The sequence below is a fragment of the Xanthomarina sp. F1114 genome (assembly GCF_026410255.1).
GTDB lineage: Bacteria > Bacteroidota > Bacteroidia > Flavobacteriales > Flavobacteriaceae > Xanthomarina.
This window is the reverse complement of the sequence record NZ_JAPMLL010000001.1, coordinates 93,651-116,986: the sequence shown is the minus strand read 5'-3', so window position 1 is coordinate 116,986 and position 23,336 is coordinate 93,651. Positions and strand designations below refer to the sequence as shown.

The following is a 23,336-nucleotide window of genomic DNA, read 5'->3' as shown; positions in this document are numbered from 1 at the left end:
ATAACTAAAATTTTCAATCTTATAGGTATTTTACTACCTTGCATGGCATTCTTAACCATGTAAAAAATGAAAAAACAGATCTACTTATTAATCTTTCTTGTGTGTATTAAATTTGTAAATGCTCAAGTAATTTACGAGCCGTTTAATTCTTCAAAATTAGGTGAAACTCGCGAAGTTAAAATCCAATTACCAAGAGGATATGACGCTAATCCAGATAAAAAATACCCAATAATTATGGTATTTGATGGCGATTATATGTTTGAAGCCGTTTCTGGAAATGTTGATTATTACTCTTACTGGGAAGATATGCCAGATGCTATTGTGGTTGGTGTTAATCAAATGGGTAGCAGAGAGGCAGATATGTACTATTCTGAGCAAAATTCATTACCAATTGAAACTGGTGCTAGTTTTTTTGAATTTATTGGCATGGAATTAATCCCACATATTGAAAAAACATACAGAACCGAAAAATTTAGAGTAGCTATTGGACATGGAGAAACAGCCAACTTTATCAATTATTACCTGCTAAAAGGAGATCCAATATTTAAAGCATATATAGCTATATCTCCAGATTTGGCACCAGATATGTTAAACTATATTCCAGAAAGATTAGGTAAAATAGAAACAAAGATGTTTTATTACTTGGCAACTTCAGAGAATGATGTGGCGTCTATTAATACAGGTTCAGAAGCATTAAATACAGCTATTTCAGGAATTGATAATAAAAATATTCTCTACAATTTTAAAAAATTAGAAGATCCTACTCATTATTCTTTACCAGCTTACGTTATACCAGATGCGTTACAGAAAATATTTTTGGTATACCAACCCATAAGTAAAAAGGAATATAGAGAAACTATTTTAGAATTGGAGTCTTCTCCAGTGGTATATTTAGAAGAAAAATATCAAACTATTCTAGATTTATTTGGAGTTGATAAAAAAATCCTACTAAACGACTTTAAAGCAATCCAAGCCGCTATTGAGAAAACAGAGAAGTTTGAATATTATGAAGATTTAGGAAAACTTGCTAGAAAACAATATCCTAAAACTATGTTGGGAAGTTACTATTTAGCGCGTTTCTATGAAGAAACTGGTGAAACTAAAAAAGCAATGAGAACATATCAGTCGGCATTTGTTTTAGAGGAAATTGCAGGAATTACCAAAGACTTAGTTTTGGAAAAAGCAGATGAAATTAAAGCGGATTTTGGGTATTAATTAAAAACACTTCCGTTTTTTTCGGAAAGTAAACATGGCTAAAGTAAAAACAACTTTTTTCTGCCAGAATTGTGGCACACAGTATTCTAAATGGCAAGGACAATGTACAGCTTGTAAAGAGTGGAATACTATTACAGAAGAAGTTATTCAAAAACCAGAAAAAAGCGATTGGAAAACGCCAACTTCAGCTTCAAAACGTGTTTCCAAACCCTTGCTTATTAACGAAATTGATGCTTCGCAAGATGCTAGAATGGCAACAAGCGATCAAGAGTTTAATCGGGTGCTTGGAGGTGGTATTGTTCCTGGTTCCATGATATTGTTAGGGGGCGAACCTGGAATTGGAAAAAGTACCTTATTGCTACAAATAGCTTTAAAATTACCTTATAAAACCTTGTATGTTTCAGGTGAAGAAAGTCAGAAACAAATAAAAATGCGCGCGGAGCGTATTAATCCAACTAGTAGTAATTGCTACATTCTTACTGAAACAAAAACACAAAATATCTTTAAACAAATAGAAGATTTAGAGCCGGATATTGTTGTTATTGATTCTATTCAAACTTTACATAGTGATTATATAGAATCTTCTTCAGGAAGTATTTCTCAGATAAAAGAATGTACCACAGAATTGATAAAATATGCAAAAGAAACAGCAACTCCAGTTGTATTAATTGGACATATTACTAAAGACGGGAATATAGCTGGACCAAAAATTTTAGAACATATGGTCGACACGGTTTTACAATTTGAAGGAGATAGAAATCACGTGTTTAGAATTCTCCGAGCTAACAAAAATCGTTTTGGATCTACAAACGAACTAGGTATCTACGAAATGCAAGGTTCCGGATTACGTGAAGTATCAAACCCGAGTGAAATTTTAATTTCCAAAAAAGACGACGAGCTTTCTGGGAATGCCGTTGCTGCCACTCTGGAAGGCATGCGACCTTTAATGATAGAAGTTCAAGCCTTAGTAAGTACAGCTGTTTATGGAACACCACAGCGTTCTGCCACGGGTTTCAATGCTAAACGCTTAAATATGTTGTTGGCAGTTTTAGAAAAACGAGCTGGATTCAGATTAGGAGCTAAAGATGTGTTTTTAAACATAACAGGAGGAATAACAGTAGACGATCCAGCTATCGATTTAGCAGTAGTAGCTGCTATTCTTTCATCTAATGAAGACGAAGCCTTACAAAAAGATATCTGTTTTGCAGCTGAGGTTGGCTTATCTGGAGAAATACGTCCAGTACAACGTGTGGAACAACGTATCTTGGAAGCTGAAAAATTAGGATTTTCCACCATATTTGTCTCTAAATACAATAAAATTGTTCTAAAAAACACCGGTATTAAAATTCAAATGATATCTAAGATTGAGGATTTGGTAAACTTTATAGTTTAAAATTATTAATAATATGAAAGATAAAATAACATTTTCAATTCACAAAAAAGAAATGTTTGTTGCAATATTATTTTTACTTTTTTTCCGTTAAAAACTCAATTTTACAATGTCATTTATTTTCTATTTGACTTCATAATAACAAAAGGTAAAATATCAGAGGTTTTTACATTTAATTATTTAGGTCATTTGTTGGGATGTATAGAAGTTAAAGAGCTAAACGAATCTTTGGGTTTCAGATCCAAAATTTTTAATAATCTGACTAGTTTATTTTTCTTTTTATTCTCTATAGTTAGCTGGTTTATATTAAAAAGAAGAATTTCAGAAAAACAAAATTTTAATTACATAGACTGGTTAATATTTACAGTATTTTGTTTCTCATTAGCTGACTGTCTTGAATTTTTGGCAGAATTTTTTAATAATTTTTAAGTTTATATGGATAACATACAAACAAAGTTTATTAGAATTATTCAAAATTTTGTCATATTAATTTTGGCCCTAAATCTTTTTTTTAGATTATGTAACCTTTCTATGAAAAAACAAATTTTATTTATTGTTTTTCCTTCTTCAATAATCAGTTTTATTATTTGTTTTTTTTATTTAGCACCAATGATTTTGCCAATTGTAACCAAGTGAGATTATTAATTAGGGATTTCACTACTTTTTCACTGCCTATTTTCCTAAAAATCATTATTTTCGCAGGTCGAAAAGAATGAATGATATCATGAGTACAAAATTCCCTGAATATAAAGGACTTGACTTGTCAAATGTAGCTAACCAAATTAGCTCATATTGGGAAGAAAATAACATATTTGAAAAGAGTGTAACCACTAGAGAAGGCAATAAACCATTTGTGTTCTTCGAAGGCCCTCCGTCAGCAAACGGACTTCCAGGCGTGCATCACGTGTTAGCTCGTGCTATTAAAGATATTTTTCCTCGTTATAAAACCATGAAAGGTTTCCAAGTAAAGCGTAAAGCTGGTTGGGATACACATGGTTTGCCAATAGAACTTGGTGTTGAGAAAGAATTAGGAATTACTAAAGAAGATATTGGTAATCCAGACAGCGAAAAGGGTATTTCTGTTGAAGATTATAATGCAGCTTGTAGAAAAGCTGTTATGAGATATACTGATGTTTGGAACGATCTAACTCAAAAAATGGGCTACTGGGTAGATATGGACAATCCATACATAACTTACGATCCTAAATATATGGAATCGGTTTGGTGGTTGTTAAAGGAAATCTACAACAAGCGCTTGATGTATAAAGGGTATACCATTCAGCCTTATTCTCCAAAAGCCGGAACTGGATTGAGCTCGCATGAGCTAAATCAGCCAGGAACCTATCAGGACGTTACAGATACCACAGTTGTTGCACAGTTTAAAGCCAACGAAGACTCGCTTCCAGATTTTTTACAAAACGAAGGAACTATTTTCTTTTTAGCTTGGACCACAACACCTTGGACTTTACCAAGTAATACAGCTTTAACCGTTGGACCAAAAATAGATTATGTTTTAGTAGAAACCTACAATCAATATACGTTCGAGCCAATGAATGTTGTTTTAGCAAAACCATTGGTAAATAATCAGTTTGATGGAAAGTTTAAAAGAGTTGAAACAAAACCAGAGCTATTAGAATATAAGTCAGGAGGTAAGCACATTCCTTATTATGTTGTAAAAGAGTTTAAAGGCAAAGATTTAGTAGGAATTACTTATGAGCAATTACTGCCTTATGCACTTCCAAACGACAATCCGGAAAACGCATTTCGTATTATTTCTGGAGATTTTGTTACTACAGAAGATGGAACAGGAATCGTACATACAGCGCCAACTTTTGGAGCAGACGATGCTTTGGTGGCTAAACAGGCTAAACCAGAAGTGCCACCATTGTTAGTAAAAGACGATCAAGGAAACTTGGTTCCGTTGGTAAACTTACAAGGGAAATTTAGACCAGAAATGGGAGAGCATGCCGGTAAATATGTTAAAAATGAATATTATGCTGATGGCGAAGTTCCAGAACGCTCTGTAGACGTAGAACTTGCCATTAAATTAAAAGAAGAAAATAGAGCCTTTAAGGTTGAAAAATATAAACATAGCTATCCAAATTGCTGGCGTACAGATAAACCAATACTATATTATCCGTTAGATTCTTGGTTTATTAAAGTAACAGACGTAAAACAACGTATGTTCGAATTGAATGAAACTATAAATTGGAAGCCAAAATCTACTGGAACTGGACGTTTTGGAAACTGGCTAGCTAATGCCAACGATTGGAATTTATCTCGTTCTCGTTACTGGGGAATTCCATTGCCAATTTGGAGAACAGAAGATGGTAAAGAAGAAATCTGTATTGGTTCTGTTGAAGAATTAAAAACTGAAATGAAACGTTCTGTTGAAGCAGGTGTTTTAGCAAAAGATATTTTTGAAGATTTTGAAGTTGGAAATTATTCCGAAGAAAACTATGCGAAAATCGATTTACATAAAAACATTGTAGACGAAATTGATTTAGTGTCTCCTTCTGGAAAGCCAATGAAACGCGAAGCAGATTTAATTGATGTTTGGTTCGATTCTGGTTCTATGCCTTATGCACAATGGCATTACCCGTTTGAAAACAAAGAACTAATTGATGAAAATAAGGCTTTTCCAGCCGATTTTATTGCAGAAGGTGTCGATCAAACTAGAGGTTGGTTCTATACCTTACATGCCATAGGAACAATGGTTTTCGATTCGGTTGCCTATAAAAATGTTGTTTCAAATGGGTTGGTTTTAGACAAAAACGGACATAAAATGTCTAAACGTCTTGGTAACGCTACAGATCCGTTTGAGACTTTAGCTACTTACGGAGCAGATGCCACACGTTGGTATATGATTTCAAATGCCAATCCTTGGGATAACTTAAAATTTGATGTCGATGGAATAGAAGAAGTAAAACGCAAATTCTTCGGAACGCTTTATAACACATATTCTTTCTTCACATTATATTCAAACTTAGATAATTTTAAGAATTTAGAAGCAGATATTCCATTAGGTGAAAGACCAGAAATTGATAGATGGATTCTTTCAGAATTACATACTTTAATTCAAAAAGTAGATGCATTTTATGCAGATTACGAACCAACAAGAGCTGCCAGAGCTATATCAGATTTTACACAAGATTATGTAAGTAACTGGTTTGTGCGTTTAAGCAGAAGACGTTTCTGGAAAGGCGATTATCAACAAGATAAAATTTCAGCGTACCAAACGCTTTACACCTGTATGGAAACCATTGCAAAGTTAGGCGCTCCAATTGCTCCTTTCTTTATGGATAGGTTATATTTAGATTTAAATTCTGTATCTAAGAAAGAAGCTTTTGAAAGTGTACATTTAGCAAACTTCCCTGTGTACAACGAGACATTTGTAGATAAGAGCCTAGAACGCAAAATGGAAGCAGCTCAAACAATATCTTCTTTAGTATTATCGTTAAGAGCTAAAGAGAAGATAAAAGTGCGTCAGCCATTACAAAAAATCATGATTCCTATTGACTCTAAACAGCAAAAGGAAGAGATATTAGCAGTTGCCGATCTTATAAAACACGAAGTAAATGTTAAGGAGGTAGAAATCTTAGAAGATGCTTCAGATATTTTAGTAAAACAAATAAAACCTAATTTCAAAACCTTAGGACCTCGCTTTGGTAAGGATATGAAATTGATAGCTAATACTATTGTTGAATTTACTTCTGAAGATATTAAGGAAATCGAGCAAAATGGTAAAATTGAGGTTGTAATTAACGAAAAAAGTATTACATTAGAGCAGACAGATGTAGAGATAACATCTCAAGATATTGAAGGTTGGCTTGTAGCGAACGAAGGAGCATTAACAGTAGCTTTAGATGTGACTATTTCTGACGAACTACGAAAAGAAGGAATTGCAAGAGAACTTGTTAATCGCATTCAAAATTTACGTAAAGATTCAGGATTTGAAGTAACAGATAAAATTGAGGTTCAGCTTCAAAAAGATGAAAAAATAGTGGATGCCATACAAACAAATATGTCGTATATTAAGGCTGAAACTTTAACAGAGAAATTAGAAATTATTGACCAAATAAATAACGGTATAGAAGTTGTTTTCGACGATGTTAGCACCAAATTATTTATTAAAAAACATTAAGAACATGGCAGAAGATTTAAAAGTAAGGTATTCGGATAAAGACTTAGCAGAATTTAAAGGTCTTATTCAGGATAAAATTGTAAAAGCTCAGCACGATTTAGATTTAATAAAAAGTGCTTATATGAACGATTTAAATAATGGCACGGACGATACGTCTCCTACCTTTAAAGCGTTTGAAGAAGGTAGCGAAACTATGAGTAAGGAAGCTAATTCGCAATTGGCAATTAGACAAGAAAAGTTTATTCGCGATTTGAAAAATGCACTCATTAGAATTGAAAATAAAACTTATGGAGTTTGTAGAGTAACTGGGAAACTAATAAACAAAGATCGTTTAAAATTAGTGCCACATGCTACTTTAAGTATTGAAGCTAAAAACATGCAACAATAGTATTTATAATATCTAAAAAGGAATCTAATAATTAGAAATTCAATCTTTTTAGTTTTCCGAAAATTAAAACTTTAAAACGCTTCATTTTGTTGAGGCGTTTTTTTATACCTTCTTTTTCTTTAAATGAAGTATATTATATACATCTTCTTTCTGTTTTTTTTGTGTCAAATCCAAGCGCAGAAAACAAGTACTAAATCCTTTTCGTCTAAAGGAATTTCAACTCTTGTTATAGATGGTAATTCTGTTTTTAAAATAGTTGTTGAAACCGCTAAAACTAAAAACATTTCTATTTTTTCTGAAGTTAGAGGAGAAAACAACCAGCATGTGGTTTTATTTACAGATATAAAAGATAAAAAACTGCATATCTCCAGTACATTCCACCCTATGTTTGTTGCAAATAACGATAAATTAAGTGCGCACAAACTTATTTCTATAGAGCTGAAGTTAATAATTCCTGAGAATATGAGCCTTTTAATTTCTAGCGATATTGCTCTGGTATTTTTATCCGGAAACTATAAATATGTAGATGCCGAATTGATAAATGGTTCTTTTAATGCTGAAAAATTCTATGGAAATTTGTTGGTTAATACCATTCATGGAGATATTAAATTAGAAACAAATTGGGCTCAAGTTGAAGTTTCAACTAAACATGGTAGTGTAAAGAAAGAAGCTTTAAAACCAGGCGAACATCAAATAAGTTTAAATTCAATAAATGGAAATATTACTGTTAAGAAAACTGAATAATATGTCTATTTTTGAAAAATAATCTATTACTACTATAAATTCACCCGCATTATTGGGAAATAATATGAGCTTAAAAAAATCTATTCTTTTCATTACTCTTATTTTATTGATAGATCAGATAAGCAAAATCTATATTAAAACACATTTCACTATAGGAGAAGAACATCAAGTATTTTCATGGTTCAAAATCTATTTTGTTGAAAACGATGGTATGGCCTGGGGTACTAAGTTTAGCGACTTTATTTCTTTTATAAGCGATAGAACAGCAAAATTATCTTTAACCGTTTTTAGAATTGTAGCTATTTTTGGAATTGGTTATTGGCTATACGATGCTGTAAAAAAGCAAAGTCCAAAAGTATTGATTTGGGCAATTATTTTCATTTTTGCCGGCGCCCTTGGGAATATTCTAGACTCCGTTTTTTATGGTGTTTTGTTTAACGACAGTCGTGGACAAGTGGCTTCATTTTTACCTGCAGAAGGAGGTTACGATAGTTTATTGCATGGAAAAGTAGTAGATATGCTTTATTTCCCATTATGGAAAGGTTATTTACCAGAATGGTTGCCTTTTTATGGAGGAGAATATTTTACTTTTTTCGAACCTGTTTTTAATGTGGCCGATGTGGCAATAAGTACAGGGTTTTGTTTGATTATTTTTTTTAATAAAAAAGCCTTCCCAAAAGACTAATTAGAATTTGTACATTTCTGTAGGAGTAACACAATAATCTAAAGGAATGTCTCCTTCAAAAACATCTTCAATTTTTGTTTCAGCTTCAAAGAAAGACAAGCCTATTTTTATAGTTTCTGGTTTGCAATTTGCTAAAAACTTATCGTAAAAACCTTTGCCATAACCAACGCGATGCCCTTGAGTATCGAAAGCTAATAGCGGTACAAAAACAAGATCTATCTTTTGATTAGAAATCTCAATGCCGTCAATAGGTTCCGGTATATTATAACGATTTTTCTTGATAACTGTATTGTCCGTTAAAAGAAAATGAGTCAAATTTCCGGTAGAAAAATCACTTTTAGAAATTACAATATTTTTATCTTTTCCAGACAGAATACTCAATAGATAATCGGTGTTAATTTCTTTGTGTTCAACAATAGAAAGAAAAACATGATAAAAAGAAAGCTCCCAAATAGGTAACTCTAAAAGGTTGTTGGCAATCTGCAGACTTAAATCCTCAATAGCTTCTTGTGATAACTCCTGACGTTTTAGCTTGTAAGCTTTTCGTAATTCAGATTTATTCATCACACTATTTTTTTAATTTAGTTGTAATGTGAAATAAGGCATCTCCTTGATATACAATAGGAGATTCGTTAACGTTTATAATATATCCTTCGTGATTTGCTTTTACAAAATGATTAAATTTTCCATACGGATCTGTAATATTTCCTATAATATCTCCAACATGTACTTTGGTGCTAATAATAGCTGAAGCTTTAAACATTCCAGAATAATTAGCACGTTGCCATTTGCCCCCAGTTATAAAAAGGCTTTCCTTTTTTGGAGGAGTTACTTTAAATTTTGACTGTAACATACCAAAGTGATGTAAAATTCTTTTTGCTCCGTTAACGGCAGTATTTGTAACGTTATTGTCTATATATAACGATTTTCCACCTTCAAAAAGTAACATGGTTTTGCCAAGTTTAAAACAGGTATTTCTAAAAGACTTCTTTAAATGTTTCGAGTAAAAAACAAAAGGAGCACCAAACACCTGAGCTAATTTATCTAACTCAGGATTGTTTTTAGCAATCCTAATTTGGGGAGCATTAAACCTGCCAGCTCCACCCGTATGAAAGTCTAAAATAAAATCGACGTCAGTTACTACCTCTTTAATTAACTCGAATGCTACACGACTAGCAAGAGAACCTTTTTTAATACCCGGAAAAACTCTGTTTAAATCGCGACCATCAGGGAATTCTCGTTTTAAATTTATAAATCCAAATACGTTTATAATAGGCATACAGATAATAGTTCCGCACTTGGGTTTGTTAATACCTTTAGCAATTAGTTGTCTTACAATTTCAACGCCATTTACTTCGTCTCCATGAATACCAGCAGTAAATAAAACTACGGGTCCTGGTTTTTTTGAGCGTTCAACAATAACGGGAACGTCAATGCTTGAAGTGGTATGTAAATTGGCAACTCCAAAATTAAGTTCGTAGCTCTCACCAACTTTTATTTTTCTTCCTAAAATGGTGATATACTCTTTATGTACGTAATCCATTATTTATTTGTTTTTCTCAATATAGGTAATAATGGCCTTGGCAATATTTTTTCCAGTTGCAGCTTCAATCCCTTCCAAACCGGGGGTTGAATTAACCTCCAATAATAATGGACCTCGGGCAGACTGTAACATATCTACACCACAAACTGGTAGTTTTAAAGCTTTTGCAGCATTCATGGCAAGTTTTAGTTCGTTTTCATCTAATTTTATAATCTCTGCAGATCCACCTCTGTGTAGATTAGATCGGAATTCTCCATCTTTTCCTTGACGTTTCATAGTGCCAACAACCTGTCCGTCTACCACTAAAGCTCTTAAATCAGCACCTTTAGCTTCCTTGATAAACTCTTGAACAATAACACGAGCTTCTAATCCATTAAAAGCTTCTAAAACAGATTCGGCTGCATTTTTTGTTTCAGCCAATACAACACCTAAGCCTTGTGTACCTTCCAATAACTTTATTATTACAGGAACGCCACCTACGTGATTAATTGCTTTTTGAACATCTCTGGAATAATTGGTGAAAACAGTTTTAGGCATTCCAATTCCGGCCTTACTTAATAGCTGTAAACTTTTTAGTTTGTCTCTGGAGCGCAAAATAGCCCCAGAAGACGCTATAGAAAACACGCCCATCATTTCAAACTGTCTAACTACAGCGCAGCCATAAAAAGTTACCGATGCTCCAATTCTTGGGATAATAGCATCCACATAATCTAAGTATCTATCTTTATAATAAATGGTAGGTTTTTCCTTTTCAATAATAATATCACATTTTAAAGGGTCTATAACTTCCACTTTATGATTCCTTTTTCTGCCTTCCTCAACGAGTCTTTCAGTGGAATATAAATGTGGGTTTCTAGATAAAATAACAATATTCATTTGTTTGCTGTATTAAGAATTAGATGGATTAGATTTTTTATAAGATACATTTTGTAAATCGACATTGACAAGAAATTTTTTACTTAAAAACTGTCTCCCAATAAGCACAGGGAACTTCATGTCGTCTCTGGTGCTCAAAGTTAGATTAATCTTATAGGTTTTTCCAAAAAATATGACTTCAGATTTAATTTTAAATCTATTTTCTTTAAAACCGTTGCTGCTTTTTACATTTGTGGTAGAATAACTATCAAAAACTACTTGCTTTCCGCTAAAATTTGGATGTCCTTTACTATAGAAGGTGCATTTTAATTTTTCGCCATCAACAATTATTTCAGAACAATGTATAGCAGATGTATAAGCTCCAGTGTCTATTTTGGCATCGATATTGAATAAATTTAAACTAGGAAAGTCGATCTTTTCAACTCTTCCAATAACTTGTTTGTCCATTTTAAAAAATATTAAAAAGTGAAGCAAGGTAATCAAATAGCCTACTTATTTATGTTGAACAGGTTATTTTTTTATCACTTTAATTTAAACGTAAAACTTATAACTAAAAATATTAAATGAATTACCTTTGAGAGATGTTATAAAAATACACTTTTCTTCAAAAAAAATCATAATTTCATACTACCAATGTTATAATCTTTTAAATAACAACCCTATTTTTAATGAGCGAAACTCCTCTTGACATACAATTAAAAACCTTGCCTAATGAGCCTGGTGTATATCAATATTTTGATGCAAATGGAGTTATCTTGTATGTTGGAAAAGCTAAAAACTTAAAAAAACGTGTTAGTTCTTACTTCACAAAAAATCATGAAAATGGGAAGACAAAAGTGCTTGTTAAAAAAATAGCAGACATTAAACATATTGTTGTTAATACCGAAACAGATGCGCTTTTACTTGAGAATAATTTAATAAAAAAGCATAGACCTAGATACAATGTATTGCTAAAAGACGATAAGTCTTATCCCTGGATTTGTATTAAAAACGAGCGTTTTCCAAGAGTGTTTTCAACTAGAAGGGTAATTAAAGATGGGAGCGAATATTTTGGTCCTTATACCAGCATGAAAACGGTTAGTACTTTGCTGGATTTAATTAGAGGCTTGTATAAACTTAGAACTTGTAATTACGATCTATCTGCAGAAAAAATTAAAGCAGGAAAGTACAAAGTCTGTTTAGAATATCATTTGGGAAACTGTAAAGGACCGTGTGAAGGCTATCAAACTTTAGAAGATTATAACAAAGATATAAAAGCCATTAGAGAAATTTTAAAAGGAAATTTTAAAGATTCATTATTACAGTTTAAACAGCAGATGAGAGAATTTGCTAAAGACATGCAGTTTGAAGAAGCTCATATTATTAAAGAAAAAATAGAAATTTTAGAAAATTACCAGGCAAGATCTACCATTGTGAATCCAAAAATTAGCAATGTAGATGTGTTCTCTATTGTTAGTGACGAAGGTTATGCTTATATCAATTTTTTACAACTATCTTATGGTTCAATTATTCGGTCGCATACCCTGGAAATAAAGAAAAAGTTAGAAGAATCTGATAAAGAGTTGTTAGAATTAGCAATTATTGAGCTAAGACAGCGTTTTAATTCAAAATCAAAAGAGATTTATGTGCCGTTTAAAATTAATCTGGGAGAAGATGTAAAAGTCTTTGTTCCACAATTAGGTGACAAAAAACATATTTTGGATTTGAGTATTAGAAATGCCAAATACTATCGTATGGACCAATTAAAACAAGTAAAAATTGTTGATCCAGATAGACATGCCAACAGAATTATGGCTCAAATGAAAGCCGATTTACGCCTAAAAGAAGAGCCAAGACATATAGAGTGTTTTGACAATTCAAATATTCAAGGAACACATCCTGTTGCCGCTTGTGTGGTTTTTAAAAACGGAAAACCTAGCAAAAAAGATTATAGACATTTTAATATTAAAACAGTGGAAGGTCCGGACGATTTTGCCTCCATGGAAGAAGTGGTTTACAGGCGTTATAAAAGATTGATGGACGAAGGAAAATCTTTGCCCCAATTAATAATAATTGACGGTGGGAAAGGACAACTTTCTTCAGCATTAAAAAGTTTAGATCTGCTTCAATTACGTCAAAAAATCGCGATTATCGGAATTGCGAAACGTTTGGAAGAATTATTCTATCCAGATGATCCAATTCCCTTATATTTAGATAAAAAAAGCGAAACCCTAAAAATTATTCAGCAGCTTAGAAACGAAGCCCACAGATTTGGAATAGAACATCACAGAAATAGAAGAAGTAAAACAGCTTTAAATACCGAGTTAGAAACTATTCCAGGTATTGGAGAAAAAACCATTGTAGATTTATTAAAAGCGTTTAAATCTGTAAAACGAATTTCCAATGCTAAATTGGACGAGCTGGAAGATGTTGTTGGTGTTTCTAAAGCCCAAAAAATCTATAACTACTACCATAATTCATGAAGCATTTTTTTATAATCATATTTATACTTGCTACAAGTTTTGCGTTTTCTCAAAATAAAAACCAAGAAGATGTAAAAATAGGCTTGGTATTAAGTGGTGGTGGAGCTAAAGGGTTAGCACATATTGGAGTATTGAAAGTTATAGATAGTTTAGGTGTTAAAATAGATTATGTAGCAGGAACTAGTATGGGAGCTATTGTGGGTTCTCTTTATGCTTCTGGATATTCCGGAAAACAAATAGATTCTATTTTTAAAGACGTTAATTTTGATAAAATTATTAACGACGATTTACCTAGAGCAGCAAAAACCTTTTATGAAAGAGACAACTCAGAGAGGTATGCTGTTACTTTGCCTTTTGAACACTTTAAACTCAAGTTACCTTCGGCATTATCTCGAGGACAAAATACGTTGAGTTTACTTTCTCAATTAACTTTACACGTAAGTGATATTGAAGACTTTAGCAAACTACCTATCCCGTTTTTTTGTATTGCAACAAATATAGAAACGGGTCAGGCCGTGGTTTTAGATAATGGAAATTTGGCTCAGGCTATTACAGCAAGTGGCGCTTTTCCTTCGCTATTTCAACCTATAGTTATAGATGGGCAGCTTTTAATAGATGGAGGGGTCGTTAATAATTACCCCATAGACGAATTAAAAGCAAAAGGAATGGATATTATTATAGGAGTAGATGTTCAAGACGAATTAGCCTCTAGAGAAAACTTAAAATCGGCACCAGAAATTTTACTTCAAATCAATAATTATCGAACCATTAACGATATGAAGCTAAAGTCTAAAAAAACCGATATTTATATAAAACCTGATATTTCAGACTTTACTGTTGTTTCCTTTAGCGATGGCAGACAAATTATTGCCAATGGTAAAAAAGCGGCAATAAAAGAAATGGATGCTTTAAAACATGTGGCTTCTATGCAAACAGGAAAAGCTAGAAAGTCATTAGCCATAAAACCGGTAGATAGCATACAAATTAATGCAATAAATATTGAAGGAAACCAAAAATATACAGAAGCTTATGTTCTAGGTAAGCTTAAACTTAAACGAAATAATAAGATTAAATACAAAACTTATATAGAAGGCGTAAATAACCTGGCAGCTACAAACAACTTCGATAATGTTATGCATGAGCTAACACCATCTAAAAATATGGAAGGTTATGATATGCATGTAACGCTGAAAGAAAGCTCTATTACCACATTTTTTAAATTGGGAGTACATTATGACGATTTATATAAAACAGCAGCCTTAGTAAATCTTACTAAAAAGCAATTATTAATTAAAAACGATGTTTTGTCCTTCGATTTTATTGTAGGTGATAATATTAGATATAATTTTGAATACTATATAGATCAAGGTTTTTATTGGAGTGTTGGATTAAGATCTAGATACAACCAATTTAAAAAAGTAATCCCTGCCACTTCACTTTTAACAGATGAGGAATTAGAAACCATAAATGTCAACAAACTAGATATGGATCTAAAGGATTTAACCAGTCAGTTTTATGTGCAAACTTTATTTACAAAAGACCTATCCTTAAGTTTGGGAGCCGAACACAAAAGATTAAAAATTACTTCTGAAACCATATTAACAGGAACAAGTACAGAGGAAACTACGTTTGAAAATAGTGATTATTTAAGCTTGTTTGGGAAACTTAAATTTGATTCTTACGACCATAAATACTTTCCAAATTCTGGGTTTTATTTTAATGGAGACTTTCACCTGTATTTATACTCTTCAGATTACAACAAAAACTTTAGCGAGTTCTCTATTGCCAAAGCAACCCTGGGCTATTCTTATAGCTTTAATAGTAAATTAACCGCCAATATTACCACACAAGGTGGTTTTAATATTGGAGAAAACAACAATCCTTATTTAAATTTTGCGCTTGGAGGATATGGTGTAGACTTTATAAATAACTTCGATTCTTTTTATGGATATGACTTTATTGACCTTTCAGGAAATAGTTTTGTAAAAGGTGTTATTACTTTAGATTATGAGATTTTTAAGAAAAACCATATAAATATAGCTGCCAATTATTCCAATATTGCCGATAATATTTTTGATGATGGCGAATGGTTTACTTCTCCAGACTATTCGGGCTATGCTATTGGATATTCTCTCGAAACACTTATTGGACCCATTGAATTAAAATACACCTATTCTCCTGAAACTAAAAACAGTATCTGGTTTTTTAATCTAGGGTTTTGGTTTTAAGTTTGTTGAAATAAAATAAATTCTAACATATTCTTAAAATAAATTGTCATAATTATTTCCGATATTTGTGAACCTATGAAATATATTTGGACAGGCTTACTTTCACATCTCCAATTTCTTATCTAAAGAAATCCGGAATAAATTAGCGTATGTTGTATCTTTAGATACGTTTCAATTATCTATCGTCCTTTATGTATATGAAAAGGATTTAAGTTGAACTAATAATTTAAAAAAATGCCATTTTACCATAAACTAGGAAAAATACCACCTAAAAGACATATTCAGTTTAGAAAACCAGACGGCAGTTTGTATAGCGAGCAATTGTTTGGAACCATTGGTTTTGATGGGATGTCTACAAACTCGTATCACGAACAACGTCCAACACAAGTTAAAGCAATAAATAAGCAGTATAGTGTAGCGCCAAAAATTGCTAAAGAAAACAATATTCAATCGTATCGGTTTAGAGGTTTTCAAGTAAAACCAGAAAACGATTATCTGGATAGTCGGAAGACAGTGCTTACTAATAGCGATTGTAGCATTATTTTAGCTGCACCTAAACATTCTACAACAGATTATTTCTATAAAAACTCAGATGCAGACGAAATGATTTTCATCCATAAAGGCACTGGAAAATTACGTACACATTTAGGGAATTTAGATTTTAAATATGGCGATTATCTTATTGTGCCAAGAGGAACTATTTATAAAATGGATTTCGATACAGAAGATAATAGATTGTTTATCGTAGAATCCAGAAGACCTATTTATACGCCAAAAAGATATAGAAATTGGTTTGGACAATTATTAGAACATTCGCCTTATTGTGAAAGAGATATTCGTCAACCGCAAGAATTAGAAACTCATAACGAATCTGGCGATTTTTTAATGAAAGTTAAAAAGCAAGACGATATTTTCGAAATGGTTTATGCTTCTCATCCTTTCGATGTAGTGGGGTACGACGGGTTTAGTTACCCGTATGCACTTTCAATTCACGATTTTGAACCAATAACGGGACGCATCCATCAACCACCTCCAGTACATCAAACGTTCGAAACAGATGCCATGGTAATATGTAGTTTTGTTCCAAGATTGTACGATTATCACCCGTTATCAATTCCGGCACCATATAACCATAGTAATATAGATAGCGACGAGGTCTTATATTATGTAGATGGCGATTTTATGAGTAGAAACGATATTGATGCTGGACACATCTCTTTGCATCCTGCAGGTATTGCCCATGGACCACATCCAGGAGCAGCAGAACGCAGTATTGGAAAAGTAAAAACAGATGAATTAGCGGTTATGGTTGATACTTTTAAACCATTAAAAGTAACAGAAGAAGCGTTAAAAATAGCAGACGAAGACTATTTTAAATCTTGGTTGTAAGGCTAAAATTATTCCTGGTAATTCAGGGATTTAAATAAAAATAAGTAAAAGTTTAATTAATAAAATTCCCGCCACTATGGGAATATCAAAAGTAAACACAATGAGTAAAGAAATTAAATCAGTAGAATACGGGTTAGAGAAAATATTTGATGGAGCGCAAGATTTTCTGCCGTTATTAGGTACAGACTATGTAGAGTTTTATGTAGGTAATGCTAAACAAGCAGCACACTTTTACAAAACGGCATTCGGTTTTCAATCCTATGCATACAAAGGTTTGGAAACAGGATCCAGAGACGAGGTAAGTTATGTGCTAAAACAAGATAAAATTCGTTTAGTACTTACAACACCGTTAAATAGTAAGTCTCCAATTAACGATCATATAGTAAAACATGGAGATGGAGTAAAAGTAGTAGCTCTGTGGGTAGACGATGCTAGAAGTGCATACGAAGAAACAACCAAGCGTGGAGCCAAATCTTATATGGAACCAACTGTAGAAACAGACGAACATGGAGAAGTAGTTCGTGCTGGAATTTACACCTATGGAGAAACAGTACATATGTTTGTAGAGCGTAAAAACTACAAAGGAAAGTTTATGCCTAAGTTTAAAGAATGGAAATCAGATTATAACCCAGAACCAACAGGCTTAAAGTTTATTGACCATATGGTTGGTAACGTAGGTTGGAATGAAATGAATACATGGGTAAAATGGTACGAAGATGTTATGGGCTTTGTTAACTTTTTATCTTTCGACGATAAGCAAATCCATACAGAATACTCGGCTTTAATGAGTAAGGTGATGAGTAACGGAAATGGTAGAATTAAATTTCCAATTAACGAACCTGCCGAAGGGAAAAAGAAATCTCAAATTGAAGAATATTTAGATTTTTACGAAGGTCCAGGAGTTCAGCATATAGCTGTAGCTACAGACGATATTATCAAAACCGTATCAGATTTACGTTCTAGAGGCGTTGAATTCTTATCTACACCTCCAGAAGATTATTATAATTCTGTTCCTGGACGTTTAGAGGAATTTAGTCATGAGTTGCGTGAAGATATAGAAACCTTAAAGAAATTAGGAATCATGATTGATGCTGACGAAGAAGGTTACTTATTACAAATTTTCACAAAACCAGTTCAAGACAGACCAACTCTTTTCTTCGAAATTATCCAAAGAATGGGAGCAAAAGGTTTTGGAGCAGGAAACTTTAAAGCACTTTTCGAGTCTATCGAGCGCGAACAAGCTTTAAGAGGAACTTTATAAAAAAGATATTTAAATAAAACCTAAAAACTCTATCTATTTAACAGATAGAGTTTTTTTTGTTTTATACATTTGGAATGGTATTTGTAAATTAGACTGTAATTTCTAAATAGAACAATAAAATTGTTTTCAATAAGTTAAAATTATAGATATTTCATTTAGAACTATCCACAAGATTTTTACACAAAAAATGTAATAGATAATTGGAGTTCTAATTGATAAGTAAAAACCGAATAACGACGCATGAAAAAAATATTTTTAATACTTCTAGGTCTAATTTTCATTTCTAATGCTTTTGCTCAAAATGAAAGCTCTTTTGGACATGGCGAATGGTTCCGGTTTGAAATGAGTTATAGTGGATTTTTGAAAGCTGGAGAAGCTACTCTTTCTGTAAAAAAGGACAGATATAGAAATAAACCCGTATATCACGTAGTAGGTAAAGGTTGGACCACCGGCGCAATTAAGTGGTTTTTTAAGGTAGAAGATAGATACGAAAGCTATTTTGATAGAGAGAATATCATGCCTTATAAGTTTATAAGAAATATTGATGAAGGCGGACACACAAAAAATATTGAAATCGATTTTGACCAAGTTAATAACAAGGCCTACGTTAACAATATTAAACACAATAGCAAAAAGGTTTTTGATACTAAACCTAATATCCAAGACATGATTTCTACTTTTTATTACTTAAGAGATAATCTGGATATCTCCAATTTGTATAAAGGGAAAGAAGTACATGTAGATATGTTTTTTGACGAAGAAAACTATGGCTTTAAGTTAAAATACCTAGGAATAGAAACTATAGAGACAAGATTTGGAAGAGTTAATGCCTTAAAATTTAGGCCTTATGTAATGGCTGGAAGAGTCTTTAAAGAAGAAGAAAGTTTAACACTTTGGGTTTCAAATGATAAAAATAAAGTACCTTTACGTATTCAAGCAAATCTTGCTGTAGGCTCTTTAAGAGCAGACCTGGACGCTTTTAAAGGATTAAAACACCCGTTTCAAATAATAGTAAAAAAGTAATGGAAATAGATAAAGAATTAACCAGTCAATTAAAAGAAAAATTTGATGCCATTGGACAGGATTTAGATGTCCATTTAAAAGGGTTATTATATAGTAAACCCATGAATTATTGGGATTATGTTCAAACAGATGCGCTTTTAGATCTTCAAACGCAGCGTACAGTATTGCCAGATGAGATGGTTTTTATCATGTACCACCAAATAAATGAATTATTATTTAAAATGATTCTTTGGGAAATAGATCAAGTAGCTAAAACAGTTCATGTTGAAGCAGAGTTCTTTTCAAATAAACTCATGCGTGTTAGTAGGTATTTTGATATGCTAACCTCTTCTTTCGAAATTATGAAGGATGGGATGGATGTAGAACAGTACAATCAGTTTAGAAATACCTTAACACCTGCAAGTGGTTTTCAAAGTGCACAATACAGAAAAATCGAGCTTGCTTCTACAGAACTTATCAACTTGATAGACAATAGATTTAGAAAAACTATTGATAGAAACACCTCTTTTGAACACGCATTTAATCATTTATATTGGCAAGCTGCAGGAAAAGACTACGAAACTGGCAAAAAATCTTATTTATTAACAGTTTTTGAAGAAAGATACAAAGATGAATTTATTAGATTTGCCAAATTCTATAATACCAACAATATGTGGACCAAGTTTAAAGAGTTGCCACAAGAGGTTAGAGAAGATAAAGAATTAATAAAAGCCATGCGCCATTACGACCATACGGTAAATATAAAATGGGTGTTGGCACATTACAATACAGCTAATCACTATTTAAATATTGGTGGTAAAACAGCTGAAGCAACAGGAGGAAGCGAATGGGTAAAGTATATGCATCCAAAATATCAAAGAAGAATATTTTTTCCAGAATTATGGAGCGAGAAAGAATTAAAGGAGTGGGGAGAAGATGTCTAGTTCTTTTTGCAATTATTTTAGGTTTAAATAGTTGCAGAGAAGAGAATCCACAAATTGTAGAAGAAGAAATAGCTATTGTAGAACCTGTTATTGATGAGGTCTACGAATTTGGTTTTAACTTAAATAATTATTTCGTTAAAAGAGATACCGTTAGAGCAGGAGATAGCTTTGGCGAGATTATGCAACGTAATAAAATTGGATATCCTAAAATATTTCAAATAGCAGAAAAAGCTCGAGATAGTTTCGATATTAGAAAACTTCAAATAGGAAAACCATATACTATTTTATGTACTAACGATTCGCTTCAAGAACCAAGATGCTTTATTTACCAACCTAATAGAGAGGAGTATATTGTTCTTAACTTTCAAGATTCCATTCATGCATATACTAGTAGAAAACCTATAAAGTATGTTGAAAAAGAAATCTCCGGAACTATTTCAAGCAATATTTCTGAAACTCTGGCTAAACAAGGAGTTAGCTTCGTTTTGGCTTATAAAATGTCGGATATTTATGCTTGGACTATTGATTTTACAAGACTTCAAAAAGGAGATAGATTTAAAGTAGTTTATACAGATAAATATATTGACGATTCGATTTACGCAGGAATAGATAATATTAAATCGGCCGTTTTTGAACATAAAAACGAACCATTTTACGCTTTCGAATTTGAAACAGACAGTGTTAAAGGATTAAAAGATTATTTTAGTGAAGAAGCCAATAACCTTCGTCGTGCATTTTTAAAAGCGCCTGTAGAATACAAGCGTATTTCGTCTAGATACAATCTTAGAAGACGTATTGCTATCTATGGCAATAAAATTAGACCACATAAAGGAACTGATTTTGCAGCTGCTATAGGAACTCCTATTCGTGCTACAGCAAACGGTACAGTAACCAAGTCTAGCTTTACAAGAGGAAATGGTAATTATGTAAAAATTAGACATAATTCCACTTACGAAACCCAATATCTTCACATGAAAAAACAAAATGTTAAGGTTGGTCAATATGTAAAACAAGGCGATGTTATTGGATGGATTGGAATGACAGGTAATACGTCTGGACCACATGTCTGCTATAGATTCTGGAAAAATGGACGTCAAGTAGATCCGTTTAAAGAGAAATTACCAGAAGCTGAGCCTATTTCAGATAGTCTAAAAGCAAAATATTTAGATTATATTGTACCTTTAAAACAACAACTTGACCATATTGAGTATGCAGTTGAACTTGAAGAACCTTCAGATAACTTAATTACGCAGGTGCAATAATATCATGAGCTTACCAAAGATTGATCCAACATCTACAAATGCCTGGAAAGAACTCCGTGCGCATTTTCAATTATTGGAAAAAGCTCATATGAAAGACTTATTTGCTCAAGATCCGGAAAGAGCAGAAAAATTTAATTTGCAATGGGAAGATTTTTATCTCGATTTTTCTAAAAACAGACTTACTGAAGAAACATTTTCTTTATTGCTTCAACTAGCAAAAGAAGTAAAACTAGAACAGGCTATTAATAGCTATTTTTCTGGTGAAAAAATAAACGAAACAGAAAACCGGGCCGTTCTACATACGGCTTTACGCGCCAAAGAAAGCGATAAGATCTATGTTAATGGAAAAAATGTTGTTCCAGAAATTTTTCAAGTAAAAGCACAAATCGAAACTTTTACTAACCAGATTATCAACGGTTCTAAAAAAGGAATAACAGGAAAAACTTTTACCGATGTTGTAAATATAGGTGTTGGAGGTTCAGATCTTGGACCTTCTATGGTTGTTGGAGCTTTAGAGTTTTATAAAAATCACCTAAACACCCATTTTGTAAGTAATATTGATGGTGATCATGTAAATAGTGTAATAGAAAACCTTAATCCAGAAACTACATTATTTATAGTTGTTTCCAAGACATTTTCTACTCAAGAAACACTAAGCAATGCCACAACAATTAAAGAATGGTTTCTTTCTAAGAATTTAGGGACAACCGAAGAGGCTATTTCTAAACACTTTGTAGCTGTTTCCACAAATATTGAAAAAGCAAAGAGTTTCGGGATAAAAGAAACTAATATATTTCCTATCTGGAATTGGGTTGGAGGCAGGTTTTCTCTATGGAGTGCAGTTGGATTGTCTATAAGTTTATCTATTGGTTTCGAAAACTTTAATAAGTTATTATTAGGGGCTAATAAAATGGATACACATTTTAAGTCGCAACCACTTGATAAAAACATTCCTGTAGTTCTAGCTCTAATAAGTATCTGGTATAATAATTTTTTTAAAACAGAAACACAAGCTGTAATTCCGTATTCTCAATATTTACTTAGATTTTCAACCTATTTACAGCAGAGCTGTATGGAAAGTAATGGCAAGTCTGTAGACAGAAATGGAAATGCAGTTACTTATCAAACAGGTTCTGTTATTTGGGGACAGCCGGGAACAAATTCTCAGCATGCTTTTTTTCAGCTCTTTCATCAAGGCACAAAATTAATTCCTGCCGATTTTATTGGATTTGTAGAATCTTTAAGCGGTAATAAAACACATCAAGACAAATTGATTTCTAATTTTATTGCTCAAACCGAAGCACTTCTAAATGGAAAAACTAAAGAAGAAGTTTTAAAGGAATTGGAAAAGAAAAATTTATCTTCAGAAGAAATTAAAAGCATTCTTCCGTATAAAGTATTTAAAGGAAACAAACCTTCAAATACCATTTTTATTAATAAACTAACTCCAGAAAGTTTAGGAAAACTTATTGCTTTATACGAGCATAAGATTTTTGTTCAAGGCATTATTTGGAATATTTTTAGCTACGATCAATTTGGAGTAGAATTGGGGAAACAGTTGGCAGGAAATATTCTAGAAAAAATGAAAAAAAACAGCATTGCCAATCACGATGCTTCTACTCTAAAATTATTGCGTTATTATAAAAATATAACATAAAATTTTGTTGAAAAGCTTGTTAATAGCTTTTTTGCTGCAAAATTGATAATCCATATTATTTCTTTATCTTCATCGTGTTAAATTTCTTAACAATTACATAATAAATATTAATTATTTAAATGTAGTTTTGCACAAAATTTAGAAAC

General features: G+C 32.3%; 18 protein-coding genes. 14 read left to right on the top strand and 4 right to left on the bottom strand.

Going from position 1 to position 23,336, the window contains the following annotated elements:
- Positions 1–66 precede the first annotated feature (66 nt).
- The 6 genes from OS188_RS00475 (at position 67) to OS188_RS00450 (ending at position 8,566) form a co-directional block, all read left to right on the top strand.
- The gene (locus OS188_RS00475; RefSeq protein WP_267146841.1) at positions 67–1,215 is read left to right on the top strand and encodes an alpha/beta hydrolase; all 1,149 of its coding nucleotides are present in this window, start codon (positions 67–69) and stop codon (positions 1,213–1,215) included.
- 34 nt (positions 1,216–1,249) lie between these two features.
- Entirely contained in the window at positions 1,250–2,608 is a 1,359-nt protein-coding gene (radA, locus tag OS188_RS00470; RefSeq protein WP_267146840.1) for a DNA repair protein RadA, read from the top strand.
- 721 nt (positions 2,609–3,329) lie between these two features.
- Entirely contained in the window at positions 3,330–6,749 is a 3,420-nt protein-coding gene (ileS, locus tag OS188_RS00465) for an isoleucine--tRNA ligase (RefSeq protein WP_267146839.1), read from the top strand.
- A 4-nt stretch (positions 6,750–6,753) separates the two neighbouring features.
- Entirely contained in the window at positions 6,754–7,137 is a 384-nt protein-coding gene (locus OS188_RS00460) for a TraR/DksA family transcriptional regulator (RefSeq protein ID WP_267146838.1), read from the top strand.
- 123 nt (positions 7,138–7,260) lie between these two features.
- On the top strand, positions 7,261–7,881 hold the full coding sequence (locus OS188_RS00455; protein ID WP_267146837.1) for a DUF4097 family beta strand repeat-containing protein: 621 nt from the start codon (positions 7,261–7,263) through the stop codon (positions 7,879–7,881).
- A gap of 64 nt (positions 7,882–7,945) precedes the next feature.
- Entirely contained in the window at positions 7,946–8,566 is a 621-nt protein-coding gene (locus OS188_RS00450; protein ID WP_267146836.1) for a lipoprotein signal peptidase, read from the top strand.
- Here the strand turns inward: OS188_RS00450 and OS188_RS00445 are convergent, their stop codons facing one another.
- The 4 genes from OS188_RS00445 to OS188_RS00430 are packed head-to-tail and all read right to left on the bottom strand — an operon-like array spanning position 8,567 to position 11,432.
- Complete coding sequence (locus tag OS188_RS00445; RefSeq protein WP_267146835.1) at positions 8,567–9,130, bottom strand: 5-formyltetrahydrofolate cyclo-ligase; 564 nt, start codon at positions 9,128–9,130, stop codon at positions 8,567–8,569.
- A gap of 4 nt (positions 9,131–9,134) precedes the next feature.
- A complete protein-coding gene (locus OS188_RS00440) occupies positions 9,135–10,109 on the bottom strand; it encodes a succinylglutamate desuccinylase/aspartoacylase family protein (protein WP_267146834.1) in 975 nt (324 codons plus the stop codon).
- A 3-nt stretch (positions 10,110–10,112) separates the two neighbouring features.
- Positions 10,113–10,985: a 30S ribosomal protein S6--L-glutamate ligase gene (gene rimK, locus OS188_RS00435; RefSeq protein ID WP_267146833.1), complete on the bottom strand. Its 873-nt coding sequence runs from the start codon at positions 10,983–10,985 to the stop codon at positions 10,113–10,115.
- A 12-nt stretch (positions 10,986–10,997) separates the two neighbouring features.
- Entirely contained in the window at positions 10,998–11,432 is a 435-nt protein-coding gene (locus OS188_RS00430; RefSeq protein WP_267146832.1) for an ATP-dependent zinc protease family protein, read from the bottom strand.
- A 221-nt stretch (positions 11,433–11,653) separates the two neighbouring features.
- On the opposite strand from OS188_RS00430, the gene uvrC reads away from it, so the two are divergent.
- The 8 genes from uvrC to pgi all read left to right on the top strand — a co-directional run bounded on the left by uvrC (position 11,654) and on the right by pgi (position 23,190).
- The gene (uvrC, locus tag OS188_RS00425; RefSeq protein WP_267146831.1) at positions 11,654–13,447 is read left to right on the top strand and encodes an excinuclease ABC subunit UvrC; all 1,794 of its coding nucleotides are present in this window, start codon (positions 11,654–11,656) and stop codon (positions 13,445–13,447) included.
- Positions 13,444–15,675, top strand: a complete 2,232-nt coding sequence (locus tag OS188_RS00420; protein WP_267146830.1) for a patatin-like phospholipase family protein — start codon at positions 13,444–13,446, stop codon at positions 15,673–15,675. The genes uvrC and OS188_RS00420 overlap by 4 nt, the downstream gene beginning before the upstream one ends.
- A gap of 234 nt (positions 15,676–15,909) precedes the next feature.
- Complete coding sequence (locus OS188_RS00415; protein WP_267146829.1) at positions 15,910–17,064, top strand: homogentisate 1,2-dioxygenase; 1,155 nt, start codon at positions 15,910–15,912, stop codon at positions 17,062–17,064.
- Positions 17,065–17,164: 100 nt separating this feature from the next.
- On the top strand, positions 17,165–18,325 hold the full coding sequence (gene hppD / locus OS188_RS00410; RefSeq protein ID WP_267147014.1) for a 4-hydroxyphenylpyruvate dioxygenase: 1,161 nt from the start codon (positions 17,165–17,167) through the stop codon (positions 18,323–18,325).
- 240 nt (positions 18,326–18,565) lie between these two features.
- Positions 18,566–19,348: a DUF3108 domain-containing protein gene (locus tag OS188_RS00405; protein WP_267146828.1), complete on the top strand. Its 783-nt coding sequence runs from the start codon at positions 18,566–18,568 to the stop codon at positions 19,346–19,348.
- Positions 19,348–20,271, top strand: coding sequence for a tryptophan 2,3-dioxygenase family protein (locus OS188_RS00400; protein ID WP_267146827.1), 924 nt, complete (start codon positions 19,348–19,350; stop codon positions 20,269–20,271). The genes OS188_RS00405 and OS188_RS00400 overlap by 1 nt, the downstream gene beginning before the upstream one ends.
- The gene (locus tag OS188_RS00395; RefSeq protein ID WP_267146826.1) at positions 20,229–21,533 is read left to right on the top strand and encodes a M23 family metallopeptidase; all 1,305 of its coding nucleotides are present in this window, start codon (positions 20,229–20,231) and stop codon (positions 21,531–21,533) included. The genes OS188_RS00400 and OS188_RS00395 overlap by 43 nt, the downstream gene beginning before the upstream one ends.
- A gap of 4 nt (positions 21,534–21,537) precedes the next feature.
- A complete protein-coding gene (pgi, locus tag OS188_RS00390) occupies positions 21,538–23,190 on the top strand; it encodes a glucose-6-phosphate isomerase (RefSeq protein WP_267146825.1) in 1,653 nt (550 codons plus the stop codon).
- Positions 23,191–23,336: the final 146 nt, after the last annotated feature.